The 21,932-nt window shown below is 69.8% G+C and carries 19 protein-coding genes; 13 read left to right on the top strand and 6 right to left on the bottom strand.

What is annotated here, in order from left to right; all coding sequences use genetic code 11:
• Nucleotides 1-161 precede the first annotated feature (161 nt).
• Nucleotides 162-695 (top strand): hypothetical protein, encoded by a 534-nt coding sequence (locus DAERI_RS19665; protein ID WP_235610476.1) that lies wholly within the window; start codon nucleotides 162-164, stop codon nucleotides 693-695.
• Nucleotides 696-698: 3 nt separating this feature from the next.
• Here DAERI_RS19665 and DAERI_RS19660 read toward each other — a convergent pair whose 3' ends face one another.
• The 4 genes from DAERI_RS19660 to DAERI_RS19645 form a co-directional block, all read right to left on the bottom strand.
• Entirely contained in the window at nucleotides 699-1,532 is an 834-nt protein-coding gene (locus DAERI_RS19660; RefSeq protein WP_103131144.1) for an ABC transporter permease, read from the bottom strand.
• 83 nt (nucleotides 1,533-1,615) lie between these two features.
• Complete coding sequence (locus DAERI_RS19655; protein ID WP_103131143.1) at nucleotides 1,616-1,828, bottom strand: TOBE domain-containing protein; 213 nt, start codon at nucleotides 1,826-1,828, stop codon at nucleotides 1,616-1,618.
• 9 nt (nucleotides 1,829-1,837) lie between these two features.
• Nucleotides 1,838-2,596 carry a molybdate ABC transporter substrate-binding protein gene (gene modA / locus DAERI_RS19650; RefSeq protein WP_103131142.1) on the bottom strand — a complete coding sequence of 253 codons (759 nt, stop codon included), beginning with the start codon at nucleotides 2,594-2,596 and terminating at the stop codon, nucleotides 1,838-1,840.
• A gap of 8 nt (nucleotides 2,597-2,604) precedes the next feature.
• On the bottom strand, nucleotides 2,605-3,732 hold the full coding sequence (locus DAERI_RS19645; RefSeq protein ID WP_103131141.1) for an XRE family transcriptional regulator: 1,128 nt from the start codon (nucleotides 3,730-3,732) through the stop codon (nucleotides 2,605-2,607).
• Between the two features lie 397 nt (nucleotides 3,733-4,129).
• Here DAERI_RS19645 and DAERI_RS19640 point away from each other — a divergent pair, with 397 nt between their 5' ends.
• Together DAERI_RS19640 and DAERI_RS22150 are read left to right on the top strand one after the other, a co-directional pair.
• Complete coding sequence (locus tag DAERI_RS19640) at nucleotides 4,130-5,605, top strand: chymotrypsin family serine protease (protein WP_103131140.1); 1,476 nt, start codon at nucleotides 4,130-4,132, stop codon at nucleotides 5,603-5,605.
• Between the two features lie 41 nt (nucleotides 5,606-5,646).
• Nucleotides 5,647-6,105, top strand: a complete 459-nt coding sequence (locus DAERI_RS22150; protein WP_133162083.1) for a hypothetical protein — start codon at nucleotides 5,647-5,649, stop codon at nucleotides 6,103-6,105.
• A 722-nt stretch (nucleotides 6,106-6,827) separates the two neighbouring features.
• Here the strand turns inward: DAERI_RS22150 and DAERI_RS19635 are convergent.
• On the bottom strand, nucleotides 6,828-7,754 hold the full coding sequence (locus tag DAERI_RS19635; RefSeq protein WP_103131139.1) for a tyrosine-type recombinase/integrase: 927 nt from the start codon (nucleotides 7,752-7,754) through the stop codon (nucleotides 6,828-6,830).
• Nucleotides 7,755-8,425: 671 nt separating this feature from the next.
• Nucleotides 8,426-9,916: a glycoside hydrolase family 3 protein gene (locus DAERI_RS19630; RefSeq protein WP_235610475.1), complete on the bottom strand. Its 1,491-nt coding sequence runs from the start codon at nucleotides 9,914-9,916 to the stop codon at nucleotides 8,426-8,428.
• 129 nt (nucleotides 9,917-10,045) lie between these two features.
• On the opposite strand from DAERI_RS19630, the gene DAERI_RS19625 reads away from it, so the two are divergent.
• The 10 genes from DAERI_RS19625 to DAERI_RS19580 all read left to right on the top strand — a co-directional run bounded on the left by DAERI_RS19625 (nucleotide 10,046) and on the right by DAERI_RS19580 (nucleotide 21,920).
• On the top strand, nucleotides 10,046-10,771 hold the full coding sequence (locus DAERI_RS19625) for an N-acetylmannosamine-6-phosphate 2-epimerase (RefSeq protein ID WP_103131138.1): 726 nt from the start codon (nucleotides 10,046-10,048) through the stop codon (nucleotides 10,769-10,771).
• Nucleotides 10,768-11,622 (top strand): MurR/RpiR family transcriptional regulator, encoded by an 855-nt coding sequence (locus DAERI_RS19620; RefSeq protein ID WP_235610474.1) that lies wholly within the window; start codon nucleotides 10,768-10,770, stop codon nucleotides 11,620-11,622. Before DAERI_RS19625 ends, DAERI_RS19620 begins: the two co-directional genes overlap by 4 nt.
• Nucleotides 11,623-11,653: 31 nt before the next feature.
• Nucleotides 11,654-12,883, top strand: a complete 1,230-nt coding sequence (locus DAERI_RS19615) for an ABC transporter substrate-binding protein (protein ID WP_103131137.1) — start codon at nucleotides 11,654-11,656, stop codon at nucleotides 12,881-12,883.
• A 183-nt stretch (nucleotides 12,884-13,066) separates the two neighbouring features.
• The gene (locus DAERI_RS19610; RefSeq protein ID WP_103131136.1) at nucleotides 13,067-14,302 is read left to right on the top strand and encodes an ABC transporter substrate-binding protein; all 1,236 of its coding nucleotides are present in this window, start codon (nucleotides 13,067-13,069) and stop codon (nucleotides 14,300-14,302) included.
• Nucleotides 14,303-14,385: 83 nt separating this feature from the next.
• Entirely contained in the window at nucleotides 14,386-16,416 is a 2,031-nt protein-coding gene (locus tag DAERI_RS19605; RefSeq protein ID WP_235610473.1) for a beta-N-acetylhexosaminidase, read from the top strand.
• Between the two features lie 2 nt (nucleotides 16,417-16,418).
• Complete coding sequence (locus DAERI_RS19600) at nucleotides 16,419-17,345, top strand: carbohydrate ABC transporter permease (RefSeq protein WP_439952263.1); 927 nt, start codon at nucleotides 16,419-16,421, stop codon at nucleotides 17,343-17,345.
• 30 nt (nucleotides 17,346-17,375) lie between these two features.
• A complete protein-coding gene (locus DAERI_RS19595) occupies nucleotides 17,376-18,257 on the top strand; it encodes a carbohydrate ABC transporter permease (RefSeq protein WP_103131133.1) in 882 nt (293 codons plus the stop codon).
• Nucleotides 18,257-19,624 carry an FAD-dependent oxidoreductase gene (locus DAERI_RS19590; protein WP_103131132.1) on the top strand — a complete coding sequence of 456 codons (1,368 nt, stop codon included), beginning with the start codon at nucleotides 18,257-18,259 and terminating at the stop codon, nucleotides 19,622-19,624. The genes DAERI_RS19595 and DAERI_RS19590 overlap by 1 nt, the downstream gene beginning before the upstream one ends.
• Nucleotides 19,621-20,391 (top strand): alpha/beta hydrolase family protein, encoded by a 771-nt coding sequence (locus DAERI_RS19585; RefSeq protein WP_103131131.1) that lies wholly within the window; start codon nucleotides 19,621-19,623, stop codon nucleotides 20,389-20,391. The genes DAERI_RS19590 and DAERI_RS19585 overlap by 4 nt, the downstream gene beginning before the upstream one ends.
• On the top strand, nucleotides 20,388-21,920 hold the full coding sequence (locus tag DAERI_RS19580; protein WP_235610472.1) for a DUF4127 family protein: 1,533 nt from the start codon (nucleotides 20,388-20,390) through the stop codon (nucleotides 21,918-21,920). Before DAERI_RS19585 ends, DAERI_RS19580 begins: the two co-directional genes overlap by 4 nt.
• Nucleotides 21,921-21,932 lie beyond the last annotated feature (12 nt).

The raw sequence follows: 21,932 nt of genomic DNA, 5'->3' as shown, positions 1-21,932 counted from the left end.
GTCCTTCCGGTACGGCGGAAAATAGGACCGCCGCATTCTGTTCTGAACAGAGTATAGCCGAAAAAGGCGCGATGGGCGCGGGTGGGGTCTCCTCCACCAGACCTTGAGGAAACGCCCCTCGCGGCGCGACTTGCTGTACTTAGAGGGGAGAGGAGGCCGGCATGAGCGGAGACGTGGTCACGGACGACAGGACGAGGAGTGTGGAGGAGAAATCCCCGGAGCAGCCCCGACAGGAGAAGGGTCTGATTCAGCGCCTCTGGCCGACCCTCCTCGGCGGCCTGGCGGGGGCGGTCACGGTCACCCTGCTCAACGAGGTCGTGCGGCGCCGCCTGCCCCACGCCCCCCGCATGGACGTGATCGGCGAGCGGGCGCTGGCGGGGTCGCTCGAGGCCGCCCACGTGGACCCGCCCCGGGGCCGCGCCCTCTACGGGTGGACGATAGCCGCCGACCTCGCCTCGAACACCCTGTATTACAGCCTGGTGGGGGCCGGGAGCCCCGGGGGAACGTGGCTCCGGGGCGGGGCGCTCGGCCTGGCGGCGGGCCTGGGCGCCGTACTCCTGCCGCGCCCACTCGGTCTGGGTCGTCAGCCGGGCGCGCGGAGCCCTCGCACGCCCCTCCTGACGGTGGCCTGGTATCTGGCGGGCGGGCTCGCGGCGGCGGCGACCTCCCGGGTGGTGGGGAGAGACCAGGAGTGACCCCTACGGCGCCCGCTGCCGGGCGGCCAGCAGGCGCACGGTGAGCAGCACCCCGAAGGCCACCACGACCATCACCGCCGAGAGGACCAGCGCGGGCGCGAGGTCACTCTCCAGCGCCGAGTAGATCGCCAGGGTGACCGTCCGGGTGCGGCCCGGCAGCGACCCCGCAAACAGGATCGTCGCCCCGAACTCCCCCAGGGCGCGCGCCCAGGTCAGCACCAGCCCCTCCAGCAGGAAGGGGAAGGCCAGCGGCCAGGTGACGTGCCGAAAGGCCCCCCAGCGCGACGCCCCGTCGGTCAGCGCGGCGGCCTCCACGTCCCGGTCCACGGCCAGGAACCCGGCCTTCGCCGCCCGCAGGTAGAAGGGCGCCGCGGTGAAGAGCTGCGCGAGCACCACGGCGGCGGGGCTGAAGGCGAGGGACACCCCGGCGAGTTCCAGCGGCGGGCCCAGCAGCCCATTGCGCCCGAAGGTGAGGAGCAGCCCCACCCCCGCGACCACCGGCGGCAGCACGATGGGCAGGTCGAGCAGCGTGTCCAGCACCGCCCTGCCCGGAAAGGAGGAGCGCGCCAGCAGGAACGCGACCGGCGTGCCCAGCGCCACCGTGAGCCCCACCGCGCAGAAGGTGGTGGCCAGGCTGACCCGCAGCGCATCCAGCACGGCCGGGCTCGCCAGCGTGGGCAGGAAGGCCGGGGTCAGCCCCCGCCCGAGCAGCACCAGGGTCGGCACGAGGAGAAATAGCACGAGCAGCACCGACAGGGCGATTAGCGGGGCCGGAGGACTGCGGCGGCCCGAGCGGCGGGGGGAACGCGGGGGGGAGTTGGAGGGGAGGGCGCGCATCGGGGTTCAGGGGCCGGGCAGACGGGAGATGTTCCGGGCCGCCGGGGAATTCCCCCGAGCCGGAGCCGTCCCGGGGCGAAGCCTCACTCCCCCACCGCGATCATCACGTCGCTCGCCTGGATGGCCGCCGAGGCGAGGCGGCCCACCTCCAGCCCCAGCCGCTCGGCGGACGCGCGGGTGATGGTGGCGGTGGGTTCCACACCGGGCGACACCTCCAGCGGCACCTCGGCCCCGATGTCGCCGAGGGTGAGGGCCCTCACGGTGCCGGTCAGGGTATTGCGGGCGTTGATCCTCATACGGTCACCTCACCGGGGGGCGAGAAAGCCCCACTTGCGCAGGATGCGTTGCCCCTCGCCCGACAGGACGTAGTCCACGAAGGCCCGCGCGGCCTGCGGGCTGCCCGCGTTCCTCACCACACCGATGGGGTAGCTCGCCGCCTGGTTGAAGCGGGTGGGCAGCGCGATCACGCGCACCGCGCCCTTCAGGCTGGGGGTCACGTCGGTGGCGTACACGACGGCGGCGTCCGCCTCGCCAAGCTGAACCTTCAGGGCGACCTGGCGCACGTTGGGCTCCTCGCTCACGACGTTGCGCAGAAACCGCGCGGAGTAGTCCTTGCCGTAGGTGCCCGCCCCGTCGACGGCGGCGAGCATCCGCCGGGTGTAGTCGCCCACCGGCACCGCCCTGTCCGCGATCACCACCCGCAGGCCGGGCGCGGCGAGGTCCGCGAGCGTGCGGACCCTGGTGCTGTTCTTCGGAACAATGACCGTCAGCCGGTTGCGCGCGAAGGTCTGTCCCGCCGCGACCAGCCCCCGGCCCACCAGGGGGCCGAACTGGGCCGCGTTGGCACTCGCGTACACGTCCGCCCGGGCGCCGTTCTCAAGCTGGGTCCGCAGCGCCTGCGAGCCCGCGAACTGGAAGGTGGTCCGGTTCCCGGTCCGGGCGTCGAAGGCCCGCCCGAGTTCGGTGAAGGCGTCGGTGAGCGAGGCGGCGGCGAACACGGTGACGTTCGCGGCGGACGCGCTCCCCACGGCGAGCAGGGCGAGGGCGAGGGTGACTGGGCGCATGGGCCTCCTCAGGCGGTGATGTGCCACAGCTCCCCGGCGTGGGCGGGATCGTACCCCCCCAGCGCGGCGAGTTCGGCGTGAAAGGCGTCCTCCCGGGCGGCGGCGAGCAGCGCCCGCACTCCCGGATGGCCGAGATGCTCGGCGGGCACCACGAGGTCGAAGCGCTCGCGTTGCAGCGGCACGAAGTCCAGGCCCAGGGCGCGGGCGGCGGCGCGGGGGCCGGGTCCCGCGTCCGCCTCCCCCCGCGCCACGCTCCCGGCGAGCGCGAGGTGGGTGGGGTGCGCGGTGGCGTAGCCGGGCAGGCGGGCGCGCTCGGCGGGGGTGAGCCCGGCGGCCTCCAGCCAGGTGTCGAGCAGGACCCGGCTGCCCGCCCCCTCGGCCCGGTTGGCGAGGGTCACCCCCGGCCGGGCGAGGTCGCTGGGGGTCACAATCCCCCTGGGGTTGCCCGGCGCGACGATCAGCCCCTGCTCCCAGTCCCAGAGGGTGAACAGGTGCGCGGGCCGCCCGCCCAGTTCGCGCGTCACGAAGGGGCGGTTGGACTCCCCGCTGCCGGGGTCCCACAGGTGGATGCCCGCCGCGTGCGCCTCGCCGCACGCCAGGGCCCGCAGGGCGTCCAGGCTGGGCAGGTCGCGCCACAGCACGCGCGTGCCGGGGCCCAGCCGGGCGGCGTGCGGGGCGAGCAGCCCCAGGGAGGGGTCACACCCCGCGACGACGGCGGTGCGGCCCGGCAGGCCAGCGTCCACGAGGAGTTCGACCCGCACGGCGCCGTCCGCGACCTCGCCAGTCGTGAGCCCGTCCGCCGGGGCCCGCAGGGCCTCCTCTCCCCCCAGGGGAAAGGCCAGCAGTCGCCCGCCCACCTCGGCGAGCCGCACCCGCGTGCCCGGGGATACCGACCGGCCCACCAGCCGCGCGAACAGCGGCGCGCCGGGCAGATGAAACAGGTCCTCGACCCGGCACCCCAGGGCGCGGGCGAGGCGCAGGGCGGTGACGGTGCCCGGCACGTGGGTGTTCGTCTCGATGGCGTGCAGCGCCTGGCGCGACAGCCCCGCACGGCGCGCGAGTTCCGCGGGCCGCAGTCCGGCCGCCTCCCGCACCTCGCGCACCCGCGCCCGCACCTCCCCCTCCGCCCCGGGCATGGAGGCAGCGTAAACTCCTCTTGACGTACCGTCAAGTAGGGGTGACGGCGGGACAGGTCCGGTCCGGGGGAAGGGATAGGGCCACCCGGGAGCCGCCCCCGGGCCTGCGGGGGTGGGCGGTGGTTTAAGGAAACTGCTACGAAGTGCAAAGTGAAGATTTTCTCGACCGCTCTCACTGACACTTGCTATCCCCCGGGCCAAAGTGATCTTCGAGGACAGCTCGTGTGATATGTCACGTCAGAAGGACCGAAGCCGCAACTGGAGAACCTGACTGAACATGTGCAAAGCCCAAAGATTCAGCACAACGCTGCGCGTCATATCTGTCTGCAGCGGGCGGGGTGAGACCCTGACTTGCACTCCGCCCCCGGACTGACCCGGGGGACATTCAGGAGGCACAATGTCCATTCGGCCCACCACCGCTCTGGTCACCCTCACCCTGCTGGCCCTCACGGCCTGCGGCTCCTCCGAACCTCGCGTGGAGTCCAGCGCTCCCGCTTCTCTCGAGGCACAGTCCAGCCCCATGCCAGCCATGCTGAGCGTTTCGCCCAGCTCTCCGAACGCTGGCCCAGACGACGACCTGGCGGCCATTGCCCAGCAGTACCCTGCCTTCGGCGGCTACTTCGTCAACGACAACAATGAGCTGGTGGCGTTGGTGGCCAAACAGTTCAACAAGAAGCCGATTGGCGACGCGCCGCGTGGCCGCGCCGTGGGCCTGATTCGCAAGGCCGTGCTGGACTACGTCGGGGACGCCGATTCTCCAGTGGTCGCCGAAGACCAAGCCCCAGTCAAGATCCGCGACCTCAAGGTCAAGATCGTGGACTCCGAGCACTCCTTTGCCGACCTGCAATCCTGGCGCCTGCACCCGCGCGGCATGATGCAGTCGGACGCCATCTCCGAACTCAGCATCGATCGCGCGGCTGGCCAGATCAACGTGACGGTCTTTACGGACGCGGACCTGCCGAAGCTGAAGACCAAGCTGGGACAGATGGGGATTCCCGAAAACAGCCTCAAGCTGGGCGTGGGCCGAGCTGGCAAGACGGCCACCCTGCTCAGCACGGTGCGGCCGCCTATGGCTGGCATTGAAGTGCGCGGCCGTGAGGGCTGCACCATCGGTGCCAACGTCACCAACGGCACCACCTCCGGCTTCCTGACCGCTGGGCACTGCTCGGACGTTGAGGGACAGACGGAAGGCACCAACTTCTACCAGGGCCGTGACTCGAACAACGCCCCACTGCAGTACCGGGTCGGCTCCGAAAACAGTGAGGCGACCTGGCTCTCCTCCACCTACTGTGCGGCCAATTCCAGCCAGGGCTCGGCGCTGCCTTGTAAGGATCAAGACGTCACGTTCGTGGCCTACAGCGTGGCCTCCAACCGTGGCCGCATGGTCAAAACTACCGAGTCCACCTACAGCCGCACCATCGACACCACGGCCGCCGGCGAACTGGCGTCCTACGACGTGACGGCGGCCTACAGCAGCACGGAGGTCAAGAACGCCCTGAACCAGACGTTGAACAACGTTGGCATGCGCACGGGCTTTAAGCAGGCCAAGGTCGTCAGCGTGGACGCTGAGGTGAACTACGGCAGCGACGTGCTGGTCCATGCCGTCAAGCTCTACAGCCTGGACGGCAATCCGGTCACCTGCTCGGGCGACAGCGGCGGCCCCTGGTTCAACCGCACCGGCGTGGTCAACGGCATCAACACGGCGAAGCTGGCTGGGATTCAGGCGGGCGGCAACACCTCCACCCCGACGCCCGCACAGTTCGCCACCCTGCTTCCAGGAGAAGCCGGCACCATCAACTGCTACCTCGCCGCCTACATGACCCCTGTGCCGACCATCCAGAAGTACTACCCCTCGATGACCTTTACCCGCTAACCCCTCACGCGTTTCCCGAAGTCCTCTGGCAAGATCAGGCCATGAGGGCTTCTTTGTTGTGCCTGGTCCTTCTCGGGTCCGGGGTCGCGCATGCCGCGGGCGTTCTGGGTGAGCTTATCGTGCCGCTCAATACACCGCAGAATCAGCCCGTGCCCGTGAGCTTCGTGCTGCGCAATGCCAGCGCCGTACCCTTTCATGGCGGTACCCGACCGTGCAGTGTCAACTACGTGGTGTCCGACGCCCGCACCGGGGCCCTACTCTGGACCTTCAAGACGCCCAATCAAGGGTGTAAGACAGTCCTGGGTCCGAAAATCGATCTTCGTGCGGGTGCCGCCGGTGAGCTGTACCGATCGACACTGTATGTGCAATTGGCAGGCCGCCACGGAAAGGTGGGTCTGCGGCCAGGGCAGTACCGGATATCGGGCACGGTCGAGATCAAGGGCAACCAGGAGCCTGCCCGGACCGTGACGACGCCCCCAGTGCTCCTGACGGTGCAGTAAGAGGCTACCAAAAGGGCTATGCGAAAAGGGGCTCGAGCATGTTGCAGAACAGGATACAGGGCGATCAGCGTCGGCAGACCAATGCACAACGTACGTCGCCTTACTGGGAGTTACTGCCCCGGTGAGCCTGGGCCAACTCGTCGTGCACCTGGGTGATCCGGGACGCCTGTGTGGGGAAAGACCCCGTTCCACCCAGCGCAGGACCCGCGCGAGGGCCGCGTCCTACAGGTCCGGCATCAGCGCTCGGGCCGCCTGCTCCGCTTCATCAGCCCGGGTGCCGAGCTCTTCGTGCAACTGCTCCAACTTTTTTGAGGAGAACGCATCTCGTCGACTGCGCATCCCTGCGTAGTCGGCGGTAGTTTAGGGGAGCTGTCACCGAGCCTAAAGTGAAGTGATTTCACAATCGAACAAGAGAAAAGTGCCGTTTTCTAGCAGTGGTGGCAGTTCTGGTGGTCTCTCCCTTCCTAAGTTGGGGAATTCCTGGGTAGATTTCTCCCCCTCCCCCCGCAGTGCCAATGCTATTCACGCAATCGGCGCTCTCGGAAATTCCCCGCCTATATGGACAATACGTCTGAAAGGGCAGAATCCTTACTTTGCGTTTCGTAGCAGCTTCCTTAAACCGCCCCCGGGTGAGCGTGCGTGCGCCTGGCGACCCCCTTCAGCCGGACTGACCGGGAAAATCGTCCCCGTTCCCGTCAGGGCAACCGCTCTCCCCCACCTCTTCAGCCCGGCTTCTCCCCGTCCCCACTCCCCTCCTGGGCCTGGCGACGCAGCCGCCCCTCCAGCCGGACGTAGGGGCGCACGGCGATCAGGGTGCCCAGGCCGAGCTGATCGGCGACGCGCTGGGGGTCACCGGTCTCCTGCCACAGCCGCAGGGCGTAGCGGTGGCGCAGGGCGCGCCAGGCGCGGTACTCGACGTTGGCCTTGCGGCACAGCTTGTAGAGCCGGGCGCGAATGGCGTGATCGGTGAGGGAAAAGAGCGAGCCCCGCGCGTACAGCACCCCCTCGCCCCGCGCGGCCCACGCCCGCAGCGCGTCGGTGAGGCGCTCACTCGCCACGATCTCCCGGCCGTGGACCCGCAGGTGGTCGCCCGCCAGGTCGAGGTCCTCCCAGCACAGCCGCGCCGTCTCCCCGGTGGTGAGCCCCGCGTCCGCCCCCAGCAGCACCAGCGCGCGGTCCTCCACCCCGGCGTGGGCGACCAGGCGGGCGACCTCGTCCTCGCCGTACACCACCTTCTCCTCGCCGGGGGGCGCGTGCAGCTCGGGTCCCCTGACCTCGGCGAAGGGATCGAACCCCGGCCCCACCACCCGCAACTCGCGCAGGGCGTGGTACAGGGCCCGGGCGCGCGAGAGCAGCACCCGCTGGGTCGCCGGGGCGTGGTGCGCGATGGAGGCCAGGTACCGCGCGGCAAAGCCCGGCGTGGGTGCGAGCAGCGACTCCCCGCTCTCCTGGGCGAAGGTGACCAGCTTGCGGATGCCGCTCAGCGTGTTCTTCAGGGTCACCGGATTCTCCCGCGCGTCGGGCAGGTGGCGGCGCACCAGGGGCCAGGCCGCGTCCAGATCATGCCGCAGCAGCGCGCGCCTGACCTTTTCGGCCTCCGTGTTCGGAAGATCACGCAGGGCTGCCTCGAACACGGACCTCTCGCTCATAGCTGTAACTTAAGAGAGCGCCGGGCGTCTGTCCACCCAGCTTGAATTAATACAAAGTAGGACAGGAACACAGGAAGGGAGCGATCCAACTCCGAGCTATTTGATGTTTACTGCCCCCGCTCCACCCTTCGCCCGGTCTCCTCTCCTTCCTGCTTCTGCTCAGGCGTTTGCCGCCTGCGGAATGCAGCAGAGACATGTCCCGGGCGCAACCGTGTGGAAAAGGCTCCGGGCGGGGTCGAGGGCCACAGTCGGGACCAGGACTCCTAGACAGATTCCCTGGGTCCCTGCCCTTCCTTTTTCTTCCGCGGGCACTCTGGGCGAACCCTCGTCCGGCGTTTGGAACCCAGATGCCAGGCCACCAGACGCTCCTCCGGTGAGGGGTGATGTAGAAGCGATCGTTGCCGCAAGACCGGGCTGCCCCGCCACCCCACCCGCCTCTTCCTCTTCCTCTTCAATGTCTGGCCCCCCACGGTGTCCCGTCCGGCGCAGCGTCAGGTGGAGGTAGACGTTGTACGCCAAATCCTTATCCTTTTTGCCCTCGCCTGGGCATCTGCTCGGGGTGAAGGTGGGGAGCGGGATTCCTTTTGGCCCTTGTGACGGTGGGGGGGAGCGGGCTGAGCCTGAACTCTTTGTATTAATTACTTGGTTGGGCCTGAGCAGCTCCCGGGCGTTTAACGAGCCGCCTCGCCGAGGGGTACGGGCAGGCGGCCCCTAGGGGTGATTTCCCCGGCCAGGCAGCGGGTCAGGGCGTCCAGAGCCCCCGGGCGGAAGCCGTAGGTGATCAGGGCGGGGGCGTCCACGTCGAGGGCCGCGTAGGGATTCCAGAGGGCGAGGTGCAGGTCGGGGCGCGCGGCGCGCCAGGCGGGGTGGCGGTGCCGGGCGGTCGTGGCGAGGAGGACGGTGCGGCCTGCCCCGCGCAGGCCGGGCCAGTCCACCCGGGAGGGGTCCTCCACGAAGTGCGTCTCGACCTCGTACAGTCCCGCGAGGCGCCGGGCGAGTTCCGCGCCGCTCACGCCCGCCTCGGCGACGTTCTCGCCCGGCACCTCGGCGACCGAGACCAGGGTGACGCGCGTGCCGGGCGGGGGCGGGACGGGGTCCCGGTAGGGGGTGATGCCCCGCGCCCAGGCCTCGCCGAGGAGGGCGGCGTCGGCGGTGCGCTGCTCCGGCCCGTACCCGTGCGGGTGGCTGGGGAAGCGGCGGGCCAGGGCGTCCAGCCGCGCCATTCGCCCCGCCACGTCCGCCACCCGGCCGTCCAGGATTGCCGCCTCCACCGCCGCCAGCGTCTCCTCCTGGGCCGAGCGGCGGCCGAGCGCCATCACCATGTCGGCCCCCGCCGTCAGGGCCAGCACGGCGGCCTCGCCCCGGCCGTAGTGGCCGTCGATGGCCTGCATCCCCATCGAGTCGGTGATGACCACGCCCCCATACCCCCACTCCTCCCGCAGCAGGCCGGTCAGGACGGGGCGCGAGAGGGTGGCGGGCAGCCCCGGGTCCAGGGCCGGGTAGACGATGTGGGCGCTCATCACGGCGGGGGCGGCGGCCTCCCCCAGGGCGCGGCGGAAGGGCAGGAACTCCCCGGCCTCCAGCTCCGCCCGGCCCTTGTCCACCCGGGGCAGCGCGAGGTGGCTGTCGAGGTGGGTGTCGCCGTGGCCGGGGAAGTGCTTGACGCAGCCCGCGACGCCCTGGGCCAGGCAGCCCTCCAGCCAGGCGAGCGCGAGGTCAGTCGCGCGCCCGGGATCCGCGCCGAAGGCCCGCTCGCTGATCACCGGGTTGAGGGGGTTCACGTTGAGGTCGAGCACGGGCGCGAAGTTCCAGTTGATCCCGGCGGCGGCGAGGGGGCGGGCGACCGCCGCGCCGACCTCGCGGGCCAGCCCCGGGTCGTCACTCGCGCCCAGGCTCATCGCGCTGGGGGCGAAGGGCCAGAAGGGGGTGCGGAACACGGCGCCGCCCTCCTGGTCGATGGCGATCAGCGCCCCCTCCCCCATCACCTCGCGCAGGTCGGCGACCAGCCGGGCGAGCCCCTCCTCGCTCTCCACGTTCTTGCGAAAGAGGCAGACGGCGCGGATGCGGTGGCGGCGCAGGTGTTCACGGGTGCCGGGGTCGAGGACCGGGCCGGGAATATCCACCATCAGCAGGGGTCCGGCGTGGGGGGCATCGGGGAGCATGGGTCCTCCTGTGGAATAAGGTTCCAACTTTCGTGGCGGTTGACAGCGGTTCGCTCCAAAGGTAACCTTATTCCAACTTCACAGTCAAATCTGGAGTTTTGCTCCAGCCCGTGTTCCAGAGGAGGTTTCGTGACCCACCCGCGCCCCCCCCGCAGCGTGCTCAGCCGCCTGCGCTCGCAACTCGTCGTCTCGGTGCAGGCCGACGACGGCAGCCCGCTGCGGGACTCCCGCATCATCGCCGCGCTGGCCCGGGCCGCCGAGGTGGGGGGCGCGGCGGGGCTGCGCGTCCGCTCGGCGGGGGACGTGCGCGCCGTTCGGGCGGTGAGCGCGCTCCCCCTGATCGGCCTGACGAAGACCTGGCGCACCGATACGGAGGTGTACATCACCCCCACCCCGGGGGAGGCGCGGGAACTCGCCGAGTTGGGCTGCGAGCTTGTCGCCTTCGACGCGACCCGCCGCCCCAGGCCGCACCCCGTGGCCGAGATGGTCGCGGCCATCCAGGGGTCGGGCGCGCTCGCCCTGGCCGACGTGAGCACGCTGGCGGAGGCGGAGGCGGCGATGGCGGACGGGGCCGACGTGGTGAGCACCGCCCTGTCGGGGTACACGCCGAACAGCCCCCGGCAGGAGGAGCCCGACTTCGAGCTGATGCGGGCCCTCACCGCCGCCGGAATTCCCTTCTTCGCCGAGGGCCGCCTGAGGACCCCGGCCGAGGCGGCGCGGGCCCTGGACCTCGGCGCCCACGCGGTCGTCGTGGGTTCGGCGATCACCCGGCCCGACGACATCACCCGCTGGTTCGCGGCGGCGCTGCGGGACGCGGCGGAACGGACGGTGTCCCCCGTGACCGAGGCCCTGTGATCGGGGAACGGGCCCGGCTCAGCGGCGCGCTCAGCCGCCTGCGCGCGCAGATGGCGCTGCTCACCCCGGCCCAGCAGCGGGCGGCGGCGTACACGCTGGAGCACCCCCGCGAGGTGGTCTACCAGACGGTCACCGAGCTGGCCGAGGCGAGCGGGACCGGCGTGGCGACCGTCATGCGCCTGTGCCGCGACATCGGGTTCGGGGGCTTTCAGGAGTTCAAGCTCGCCCTCGCCGCCGACCTGGCGGGCGCGCCGAGTTCGCCCGACGCCCTGCCCAGCGGCACGCCGGAGAGCCTGATCGCCCAGGCCGCCCGCGCCTGCGCCCAGGCCCTGGAGGAGACGGGCAAGGTGCTCGACCCGCGCGAGCTGGAACGCGCGCTGAACGCCCTGGCCGACGCGCCATTCATCCTGCTCACCGGGCAGGGGGCGAGCGGCGTCACCGCGCTGGACTTCGCGTACAAGCTGCTGCGACTGGGGCTCAACGCGGCGGCCACGGTTGACCCGCACCTCGCCGCCATGCGGGCCGCCGTGCTGCCCCGGGGGTCGGTCACGGTGGGCATCACCCGCTCGGGAAGCACCATCGACACCGTCCACGTGCTGCGCGAGGCCCGGCAGAGCGGGGCGTTCGTGGTCGCCATCACCCACCGCGCCCGCAGCCCGGTGACGGAGTACGCCGACTGCACGCTGCACACCGCGTCGCCGGAAGACCCGCTGGGGGGCGGGGCGGTCGCCAGCAAGGTGGGGCAACTGCTCGTGCTGGAGGCGCTGTACACCGGCCTCGCCACGCGGGTGCCGGGCGCGCAGGACGCGGTCAGGACGACGGCGGCGGCCGTCGTGGACAAGAGCTACTGAGGCCCACGGCTTACACCACAGGAGGAACGCCATGAAGCGAATAGTGCTCACCCTCGGCCTGCTCAGCCTGGGAGGGGCCAGCGCGCAGCCCACGACGCTGGAGTTCTGGACGCTCTCGCTCAAGCCCTTTTTCACCGACCTCATCCAGGGGCAGATCGCGGCCTTCGAGAAGGCCAACCCGGGGATCAAGGTCAACTGGACCGACATCCCCTTCGACACCGTGACCCAGCGGCTGCTGGCGGCGACGGCGGCGGGCCGCTCGCCCGACGTGGTGAACCTGAACGCGGAATTTCTGGACCGCCTGCAGGAGCAGGGGATCATCGCGCCGCTGGACGGCATCGCGCCGCAGGGCAGCCTGGACCAGTACCTGCCGCGCGCGGGGGCCGCTTTCACGTACGGCGGCAAGCTGTACGGCGCCCCGTGGTACTGGGCGCCCAAGGTCGTGGCCTACAACACCGCGATCTTCAAGAAGGCGGGCGTGACCCAGCCGCCGCGCAACACGGCCGAACTCATCCGCGTCGCCCGGCAGATCAAGGACCGCACCGGGACCTACGGCTTCCTGCCCGACCTGCAAAACCTGGAGTTCCTGTACCTCTTCCAGGAGGAGGGGTTGCCGGTGCTGTCGGGGGACGGCAAGCGGGCGGTGTTCAACTCGCCGCAGCACGTGGCCCTGATTCGCAAATACCTCGACCTGTACAAGGCGGGGTACCTCCCCGAGGCCGCGATCACCAAGGGCTACGAGGCGGCCACCCAGCAGTACTCGAACGGGCAACTGGGCATGCTCATCACCGGGCCGCAGTTCCTGATCCGGGTGCAGAACGACAACAAGAACGTCTACGACCAGACCCGGGTGGTGCCCTACCCCCTGGGCGCGGGCAAGGTTGCCCACACGCCGCTGATGGCCCTCGCGGTGCCGCAGGGGTCGAGGAACAAGGCCGCCGCCGCCCGGCTCGCCACCTTCATGACGGACGACACCCGGCAACTGGAGTTCGCCAAGGCCACGAACACCTTCCCCTCGACCCGGCGGGCCGTTCAGGATCCCTACTTCACCCGGGGCGGGGCGGGGGCCGTGAACGAGTCGCGCCTCGCCATGAGCCGCACTATCGGCGCCGCGCAGGACCTGGGGCTGATCCTGCCCGACGCCAGCCGGTTGCAGAAGGCCTTCAAGGACGGCATCGAGTCGATCTTCTTCAGGGGGGCCGACATCAGGACCACGCTGGACAACGTGGTGAAGACCTGGAACGCGAGCCTGGGGCAGTAGGCCGCTTCTCATGCCGGGCCACACCTTCTCACCCCCCCGCCGCGCAGACGCCCCAGAATGTGACGGACGAGAAAATTCGGGTTCATCCGGGGCGCGGACAGAGCCGCGCTGGCTCCACTCTGTCTTGCCGTTTCACTCCTCGTCCCTCCGCCCACACCACCCCTCCCCGAAAGGAAGTTCGCCATGCGCCGCAACCTTCTCCTGACCGCCGCCCTGCTGGGCCTCTCCGCCGCCGCCGCCCAGAAGACCCAGCTCGAGTTCTGGACCATCTCGCTGGCACCCCTCTTCAACGACGAGATGGAGCGGCTGGCAACGGCGTTCGAGAAACAGAACCCGAACGTCGACGTGAAGTGGGTGGACGTGCCCGCCAACGCCATCGAGCAGAAGCTGCTCGCCGCCGTGGCCGCCGGTCGCCCGCCCGCCGCCGTGAACCTGAATGCCGACATGATCGTGAAGATGCAGCAGCAGGGGGCGCTCGAACCCATGAACGCGGTGGGCCAGCCCGTTCTGAACACCTACTTCAAGGGCGCGCTGAACACCTTCACCATCGACGGCAAGGTGTACGGCCTGCCGTGGTACTGGTCCCCCAAGGTGGTCGCCTACAACACCGACCTCTTCAGGAAGGCGGGCCTGGACCCCAACAACCCGCCGCGCACCATGCAGACCCTGATCGCCGCCGCGCGGCAGATCAAGGACAAGACGGGCATGTACGGCTTCGTGCCCAACATCAACAACCTGGGCTTCCTGTTCATGTTCCAGGAGGCGGGGCTGCCCATCCTGTCGAAAGACGGTAAGAAAGCCGTGTTCAACTCGCCGCAGCACGTGCGGCTGGTGCAGCAGTACGTGGACCTGTACAAGAAGGGCTATATCCCCGAGGACACCATGCGCCGGGGCTTCACGGCGGCGACCGAGCTGTACGGCGCGGGCAAGCTGGGGATGCTCATCACCGGGCCGCAGTTCATCCTGCGGGTCGAGAACGACAACAAGGACGTGTACAACCTCACGCGGGTGGGGCCGTACCCGCTGGACCTGGGCGGCAACGTGATCCATACGCCGCTGATGGCGATGAGCGTGCCCAAGGGCGTGCAGAACAAGGACCTCTCCATGAAGCTCGCCGCGTTCATCACGAACGACGCCAACCAGCTCGCCTTCTCCAAGGTCACGAAGACGACCTTCCCCTCCACCCAGAAGGCCTCGCGCGACGCCTACTTTCAGAAGGGCGGGGCCAACGCGGTGGACCAGGGCCGCCTCCAGGCGTCCAAGCAGCTTCGCCGCGCCCAGGACCTCACCGTTGTGGTGCCGGACGCCTCCAAGCTGTTCAAGGCCTTCAAGGACAACATCGAGGCCGCGGTGGCGGGCACCAAGAGCGTGCAGGCCGCCCTCGACGACGCCGTGAAGGTCTGGAACGCCAGCCTGTAAGACCAGGAGAGGCCAGCGGGCGGACCTCTCCCCCGCTGGCCTCATCAATGCCCCTTTTGCAAGTTTCCCAAGGAGGTTTCCCCTTGCGTGCGCCCCTGACCCTCACCCTGACCGCCGCGCTCGCGTGCGTGTCGGGGACCCTGGCGCTGCCCCTTCAGGCCGTTCCCGATGCCGTGCAGGCGCTCCCCCCGGCCCAGATTCTCCCCGTCCCGCAGCGGGCGCAGTACCCGGCGGGCACGCTGCCCCTCGCGGGTCTTTCCGTGGAGGTGCGCGGCGACGCCCCCGAGCTGAGGTGGGCGGTCCGCGACCTGCAAAGCGAGTGGAAGACCCGCCTGAACGCCGACCTGCCGCTGGCGAGCGGTGGGCCGGGGCGCATCGTGATCGGCACGCGCGCAGATTCCCGGCTGGCACAGGTCGCCCAGAGTAAGGGCCTCCTCACCGACAAGCCCGAGGGGTACGCGCTGTGGGTGGATGCGAGCGGGGCGACGGTCGTGGGGGCCGACCCCAAAGGGGCGTACTACGGCGCTCAGACGCTGCGGCAGCTCCTCACGCCCAGCGGGCTTCGCTTCGCCGGGATCAGCGACTTTCCCCGGCTCCCCCAGCGGATGGCGATGCTGTACCTGGACCAGTACAGCAAGGGCGTGAACGACGCGCTGATCCCCATGCTGGCGGAGATGAAGTACAACGGCGTCCTGGTCATGAGCAACTACGTGCAGTGGGACGCGGCGCGGCAGGGCGGCTTCGCGCATCCGGGCGGCGCGAGCAAGGCCGAGGCGGCGCGGGTGGCGAACCTGGCCCGCAGCTACGGGCTGGAGCCGGTGCCGCTGATCGAGACGCTGGGCCATACCGGGTGGCTGTTCTACGGCGGGGCGAACAAGGACCTCGTGCAGGACCCGCAGAGCCAGAACCCCTTCGCGTACGACACGCTCAACCCGCGCACCTACGACGTGGTGCTCCCCATCCTGACCGAGGCGGTCAAGACCTTCGGCGCGAAACGTGTCCATATCGGGCACGACGAGGTCCGCAACCTCGACCGCTTCCCCGCGCGGGAGAACGGCAAGGCGGTGGGTTTCGAGAAGCTCTTCGTGGACGACACGCTGAGGCTGTACCGCCACCTCAAGAGCCTGGGCGCCGGGACGATGATCTGGCACGATGTGGCCTTTGCGGACGCCTTCAAGGACGAGATTCCACAGATGCTGCCCAAGGACATCGAGGTGATGTACTGGGCGTACAACCCGGCGGCGGACTACCCGCTGCTGGCGGAGATCAAAAAGGCGGGCTTCAAGGCTTACGGGGCCGGGTGGCGGGACAACCTGAACCCCGAGACCTTTGCCCAGAGTGCGGCACGTTACGGGGCGACCGGGTACGTGCAGACGCGCTGGACGGGGTACTTCGGCAACCCCAGCATCTGGGACGGGCAGGCGGATCAGGGCGTCGCCTACGTGCGCGGTGGGGCGAGCGCCTGGAATCCGGGTGCGCCGCCGGTCCAGAACGCCGCCGCCCGTTACCGCGACCTCTATCGGGGGGCGAGCTATACCGCTCGGCGCGGGCAGCTCGTGGACCTGAAGGCGGTGGTCAACCGCGCCCTGACCGACCGCGACGAGACGGGGTGGATCGGGAAGGGGCCGGACACCGACCTCTCCAACCTCCCCACGGGCGAGGTGAAGCTGGGCGCGTACAAGTTCCTGATCTCCGGCGCCGTGATGACGAAGGGCAGCCGGGCCGCCGTGAGTGATCTCCCGGAACGGGTTTCCCTGGACATCGGCGCGAGGGCGGACGGCATCGCCTTTCTGCACACGACGGGCTGGCCCAACCCCAGCGACCGCGAGCAGGTCGGGCGCTACGAGATCGAGTTCGCGGACGGCACCCGGCAGGTGCAGCCGCTGGAGTATGGCCGCCACATCCGCGCCTGGACCGAGCCGCTGGTCACCAGCCTGGTGCAGGACCCGGTGTGGTTCGGCAAGACGAGGGACGGGCTGGACGTGGCCCTGAGCGTGCTGGAGTGGCGCAACCCCACGCCCGACAAGGTTATTAAGCGGGTGACGCTCGTGAGTGAGGGCAAGGGCGCGAACCCGACGCTCCTGGGCCTGACGCTGCTGGGAGGTGCCAGGTGAGCCTGCGGAGGAGTGAGGAAGTCCTGCCCCCCATCACCCAGCGCAGCGGCACGAGCTGGCGGGTGGGCGCCCGCACCACGCTGATCGCGTACGCCTTCCTGCTCCCGTTCCTGGTGCTGCTGGTCCTCTACCACTTCTGGCCGGTCATCTTCGGCACCTACCTGGCCTTCACGGAGTACAACGTGATCTCGCCGCCGAGGTGGGTGGGGCTGGAGAACTTCCGCGAACTCGCGGGGGATGACCAGTTCTGGAGCGGGGTGTACAACAGCCTGAAGTACCTGCTCGTCGTGCCGGTGATCCAGTTCCTGTCCATCGGCGTGGCGATGCTGGTCAACCGGCAGATTCCGGGCATCGGGCTCTTCCGAACGGCTTACTACGTGCCAGTCGTCACCAGCTTCGCCATCGTCGGCCTGATGTGGACCTGGATGTACCAGCAGGACGGGCCGGTGAACTGGGTCCTGACCCACCTGGGCCTGATGGGCCAGCCGCACTCGCTGCTGAACAACCCCGCGACGGCGCTGCTGGCCGTGATGTTCGTGACCCTCTGGAAGGGCATCGGCTACTACATGGTGCTGTACCTGGCGGGGCTCCAGGGCATCCCCCGCGAGCTGGAGGAGGCCGCCGTGATCGACGGGGCCAGCCGCTGGCAGGTGTTCTGGCACGTGACGCTTCCGGGACTGCGGCCCGTCATCCTGGTGTGCAGCGTGCTGTCCACCATCAGCGCGATCAAGGTCTTCGAGGAGATTTTCGTGATGACCCAGGGCGGCCCGGCGGGGTCCACCTACACCGCGATGTACTACGTCTACACCAAGGCGTTTCAGGACTTCAAATACGGCCAGGCGGCTGCTGCTGGCCTGGTCATCGCCGCGATCAGCCTGGTGTTCGGCCTGATCAACTTCCGCCTGACGCGCGGCGGGAAGGGTCTGTAATGCCCTCCCCCTTCCTCGAGGTGTCCTGACATGACCACCCTGGCGCCGACCCCAACGACGGCGGAGCAACTGCGGGCGCGGCGGCGCACCCGCGGGCTGCTCGGCAAAGTCCTCACGTACGGCCTGCTGAGCCTGATCGCCGTCATCACCGTGTACCCCTTCTACTGGACGGTGCTGACCTCGCTGGAGACGACCGGCGCGATTTACACGCCGAAACTGCTCCCCGACAGCGTCACCTGGCGCAATTACGAGGCAGTGTTCAGCAATGCCCCCATGCTGCGCTGGGTGCTGAACAGCGTCGTCATCTGCTTTTTCGGGGTGGTGGGCAGCGTGGTGCTGGCGACGCTGGCGGCCTACCCGCTGGCGCGAATGCGTTTTCCGGGGCGGGACCTGATCTTCTACGCGATCCTGGCGGTCCTGGTGCTGCCCAACGAGGCGGGCTTGATCGTCAACTACATCACGACCGTCAAGCTGGGGCTGCTCAGGAGCGTGCCCGGCGAGTACGCGGCCATCGTGCTGCCGGGCCTGGCGAGCGTGGTCGGGCTCTTCCTGCTGCGGCAGGCGTACCTGGGCATTCCGCAGGAACTGATCGAGGCGGCGCGCATCGACGGGGCCTCGGAACTCACGATCTGGCGGCGGGTGATGATCCCGCTCGCGCTGCCCTCCATCACGGCCTTCGCCATCCTGGACTTCGTGGCGACCTGGAACTCGTTCCTGTGGGCCCGGATCATCCTGAACGACCGCGAGATGTACCCGCTGGCCGCCGGGCTGCTGGAACTCAACGGCCTGTTCAGCACGAATACGCGGGCGGTCGCGGCGGGCACGGTGCTCACCATCATCCCCATCCTGCTGATCTTCCTGTTCGCCCAGCGGTACTTCATGCGCGGCATCGAGGGCGCGGTGAAGGGCTGATGGGGCTGGAGTACAGGGCGTCCGAGCGGCGCTGGGACGTGATCGTCGCCGGGGGCGGCACGAGCGGCGCCATCGCGGGGATCGCCAGCGCGCGGGCGGGGGCGAGGACGCTGATCGTCGAGGCGTTCGGCTCGCTGGGCGGCACGGGCACGAACGCGCAGGTCACGCCGCTGATGCGGAACGTGAGCGCGGGGGTGAGCCTCAACCAGGGCCTCACCGAGGAACTCAAGGCCCGGCTGATCGCCCGTGGGGACGGGGCGGTGGACCGCGGCGGCAACGACAACTGGTTCAACCCCGAGGGCATGAAGTACGTGCTGGAGCAGATGGCGGTGGAATCGGGCGCGGAGTTGCTCTACCACACGCATGTCGTCCAGCCGGTCCTCGACGGGGGGAACGTGCGCGGGCTGGTCGTCCACAACAAAGGCGGCTTAGTCGAACTTCCGGCCAAGGTCATCATCGACTCGACCGGGGATGCAGACGTGGCGGTGGCGGCGGGTGCCCCCTTCCAGGCGGGCGGCGAGGACGGGCTGCACCAGGCGATGAGCCTGCGCTTCACCCTGGCGGGGGTGGACCCCGAGCGGCTGTGCGCCTTTCTGATCGGGCAGGGGCAGCCCCAGGAGAGCCCGCGCTTCCTGCACTTCTGGATGGTCTGGGGCAAGAACTCGACCCTGGAACCCCTTTTCCGGCAGGCCGTGGAGGACGGTGTGCTGCTGGAGCGCGACGGCGACTACTTCCAGGGCTTCAGCGTGCCCGGGCGGCCCGGCGAGATCAGCTTCAACTGCCCGCGGCTGGCCCCCGAGCTGAACGACGGGGCCGACCCCTGGCAGCTCAGCGCCGCGCAGGTGGACGGCAAGGCGGCGGTCGAACGCCTGGTCCACTTCTGCCGCCGTTACCTGCCGGGCTGCGAGGCCTCCTTCCTGGGAAGTTACGCCCCGATGGTGGGCATTCGGGAGACGCGGCGGATCGTCGGGGACTACGTGCTGACGCTGGAGGACATTCTGGATTGCCGCACCTTCGAGGACGCGATCTGCCGCAACCACTACCCGGTGGACATCCACTCGCCGCGCGGCAAGAAGCTGTACCACGAGCGGGAGGGCCAGTCGCCCTACTTCCGCCCGGACGCCTACCACGAGATTCCCTACCGGGCGCTGATTCCCCGGGGGCTGCGAAACGTCCTCGTGCCGGGCCGCTGCGCGAGCGCGACCTTCGAGGCGCAATCCGCGATCCGCGTCCAGCAGAACTGCCACTCGATGGGCGAGGCGGCGGGGCTGGCGGCGGCGTGGGCCTCGCGGAACTGCGGCGACGTGCGCGGGGTGGACGGCGTGGAGTTGCGCGCGGCTCTGCGGGCTCAGGGCGCCAACCTGTGAGCGGACCGCCGTATGCCACCCCTCTCATCGGCACTACGCCCTACGCGATAGAGCGCCGGGTCCTGGCCGGAATCCCCTGCCTGATCGAACGTCCCCTGGACCCCCCGCGCGGCCTGGTCCTCGTGTACCACGGGGTCACCGCGAGCAAGGAGGGCAACCTCGGCATCTTCACCCGGATGGTGGAGGCAGGCTGGTTGGTCGTCCTGCCTGACGCCGTAGGACACGGCGAGCGCCGCGAGGCGAGCCTGACCCCGGAGACGCTGGGCTACCGCAACTTCCTGCGTTTGTGTGCGGTGAGGACGGCGCTGGAGGCGCACGGCCTGATCGACGCCTCGCACGAGGTCTTCGGCGAACTCCCCACCGCCGCGGTCGGTATCTCAATGGGAGGCTTCGTCGCTCACTATCTGGCCCTGCGCGAGAAGCGGGTGGGGCAGGTGGTCGTGATCTCCAGCGAGGGCGTGTGGGACGAACCCGAGGTCACCGTGCCGCTGGCCCGCCGCTTTGTGGAGGCGCACCGTCCGGTCCTCCACGCCGAGCAGGCTCCCCCCACCCGCCTGCTGCTGCTGCACGGCGAGGCCGACGCGGTGTTTCCCCCGCCCCTCCACGAGGCCACGGTCGCCGCCTACCGCCGGGCCTACGAGCAGGCCGGGCAGGCGGACCGCTTCACGGCGCAGATCTACCCGGACACCGGACACTACACCTCGCCTGGGATGCGCGACGACGCGATGGCCTTCCTCTCCACCCCCAACCTTTTCCCCGCATCATGAACATCCTGCTGATTCCCCCCGACGTGCGCCCCCAGACGCTGGACCATCCCGTGCAACTGGCGCGGATGGCGGGCGCCGAGGTACGTGTTCCGCCGCCACAGGCCCTGCCGCGTCTCAACGAGCCCGGCGACACGGCGCTGTTGCGCTCCTGGCTGCTGGACGAGGCCCCGCGCACGGACGCCCTGATCGTCTGCCTGGAAACCCTGACTTTAGGCGGCATGATCCCGGCCCGCCGGGTTTCGGACCCTCTTGACGCCGTGCTGGAGCGGCTGGGCGTGCTGGAGGAGGCCCGCCACCTCAATCCCCGGCTCCGCATCCTGGCCTTCGGCGTGATCGTCCGGGTGGCGCACGACAATGATCCCCTGGAGGAGAAGCCGTACTACGGCGAGTGGGGCCGCGAGCTGCGCGCCTACAGCACGGCCTTCGACCGCCACGCGCGGCACGGGGAGGCCGAACGCCCGGCCCTGGAGGCGGCGAGGGCGGCGGTTCCGGCATCGATCCTGGAGGACTGGCTGGCGACCCGCGAGCGCAACCGCACCCTGCACCTGGAGGCGTTGAATCACGTCCAGAACGGCGTGATCGAGCACCTCTGCCTCACGCTGGACGACACCACCCCGTACGGCCTGGCCGCCCACGACCGCCGCCTGCTGGAGGCGCGGACGGACGAGCTGGGCGTCTGGCCCCGGGTGGACATCTACCCGGGCGCGGACGAGGTGCCCGTGACGCTGCTGGCCCGGCTGCTGCGCGGGGGGACGCCGAGGGTGTATGTGCGCTACTCCGGCACGCTCGGCGGCGCCGCGGGCCTGCTGTACGAGGACCGACCCGCCGGGGAACTCGTGCAGGCGCACCTGCGGGCCGCGGGCTGCGTCCCCGCCGACGGGCGCGCGGACGCGGACTTCATCCTCGCAGTGAACACGCCCGGCGAGCGGCAGGCGAATGTGCAGCCCGACTACGGGGCGGTGGACACCACGGCCCGGCACCTTCCCGCCTTCGTGGACTTCGTGCGGGACGCCCTGGAACGGGGCGAGCGCGTGAGCCTGGCGGACATCGCCTACCCGAACGGGGCCGAGCGGCGGCTGTGGCGGCTGCTGCAGGGCCTGCCCCTCGCTCGGCTGGCGGGCTATGCCGGGTGGAACACGGCGGGGAACTCCCTGGGCAGCGCCATCGCCATGGGTGCCCTGCCGGTGCGGGACGAGCGTGCCCGGGTGGAGGCGCTCTTCTCGCGCCTGGTGGACGACGCGCTGTACCAGGCCGAGGTGCGGGCGCAGGTGCGGGCCCGGCTGCACGAGCCCAGCCCCTTCGACCTGGGGGAGCAGCTTCCGCGGGCAAACGGCTGGGTGGCCGACCTGATGCTGCCGCAGATGCGCGTGCTGTGGGAGCGCCAGTTTTCCGGGCTCGGCTACCGGCTGGAGCTGGCAAGGCCCCACCTCGCCTGGCCGCGGCTGTTTACCGGTGTGTTTCCGCTCAGGGTGGAGGATTCCGAACCTTCCCCGCGTCCCCGGGAAAGCCCCGTCCCGGCGAAGCCCTGACCGGCGCTCAGC

The organism is Deinococcus aerius (assembly GCF_002897375.1).
GTDB lineage: Bacteria > Deinococcota > Deinococci > Deinococcales > Deinococcaceae > Deinococcus > Deinococcus aerius.
This window is presented reverse-complemented; position numbering and strand designations above follow the sequence as displayed.

What these genes read in the sequence shown, in the direction of transcription:
- modA (WP_103131142.1), bottom strand. Translation starts at nt 2,596, where the DNA reads ATGCGCCCAGTCACCCTCGCCCTCGCCCTGCTCGCCGTGGGGAGCGCG.
- DAERI_RS19630 (WP_235610475.1), bottom strand. Translation starts at nt 9,916, where the DNA reads ATGCTCCCCGATGCCCCCCACGCCGGACCCCTGCTGATGGTGGATATT.
- DAERI_RS19595 (WP_103131133.1), top strand. Translation starts at nt 17,376, where the DNA reads ATGACCACCCTGGCGCCGACCCCAACGACGGCGGAGCAACTGCGGGCG.
- DAERI_RS19640 (WP_103131140.1), top strand. Translation starts at nt 4,130, where the DNA reads ATGTCCATTCGGCCCACCACCGCTCTGGTCACCCTCACCCTGCTGGCC.
- DAERI_RS19660 (WP_103131144.1), bottom strand. Translation starts at nt 1,532, where the DNA reads ATGCGCGCCCTCCCCTCCAACTCCCCCCCGCGTTCCCCCCGCCGCTCG.
- DAERI_RS19610 (WP_103131136.1), top strand. Translation starts at nt 13,067, where the DNA reads ATGCGCCGCAACCTTCTCCTGACCGCCGCCCTGCTGGGCCTCTCCGCC.
- DAERI_RS19580 (WP_235610472.1), top strand. Translation starts at nt 20,388, where the DNA reads ATGAACATCCTGCTGATTCCCCCCGACGTGCGCCCCCAGACGCTGGAC.
- DAERI_RS19615 (WP_103131137.1), top strand. Translation starts at nt 11,654, where the DNA reads ATGAAGCGAATAGTGCTCACCCTCGGCCTGCTCAGCCTGGGAGGGGCC.
- DAERI_RS19655 (WP_103131143.1), bottom strand. Translation starts at nt 1,828, where the DNA reads ATGAGGATCAACGCCCGCAATACCCTGACCGGCACCGTGAGGGCCCTC.
- DAERI_RS19590 (WP_103131132.1), top strand. Translation starts at nt 18,257, where the DNA reads ATGGGGCTGGAGTACAGGGCGTCCGAGCGGCGCTGGGACGTGATCGTC.
- DAERI_RS19665 (WP_235610476.1), top strand. Translation starts at nt 162, where the DNA reads ATGAGCGGAGACGTGGTCACGGACGACAGGACGAGGAGTGTGGAGGAG.
- DAERI_RS22150 (WP_133162083.1), top strand. Translation starts at nt 5,647, where the DNA reads ATGAGGGCTTCTTTGTTGTGCCTGGTCCTTCTCGGGTCCGGGGTCGCG.
- DAERI_RS19645 (WP_103131141.1), bottom strand. Translation starts at nt 3,732, where the DNA reads ATGCCCGGGGCGGAGGGGGAGGTGCGGGCGCGGGTGCGCGAGGTGCGG.
- DAERI_RS19635 (WP_103131139.1), bottom strand. Translation starts at nt 7,754, where the DNA reads ATGAGCGAGAGGTCCGTGTTCGAGGCAGCCCTGCGTGATCTTCCGAAC.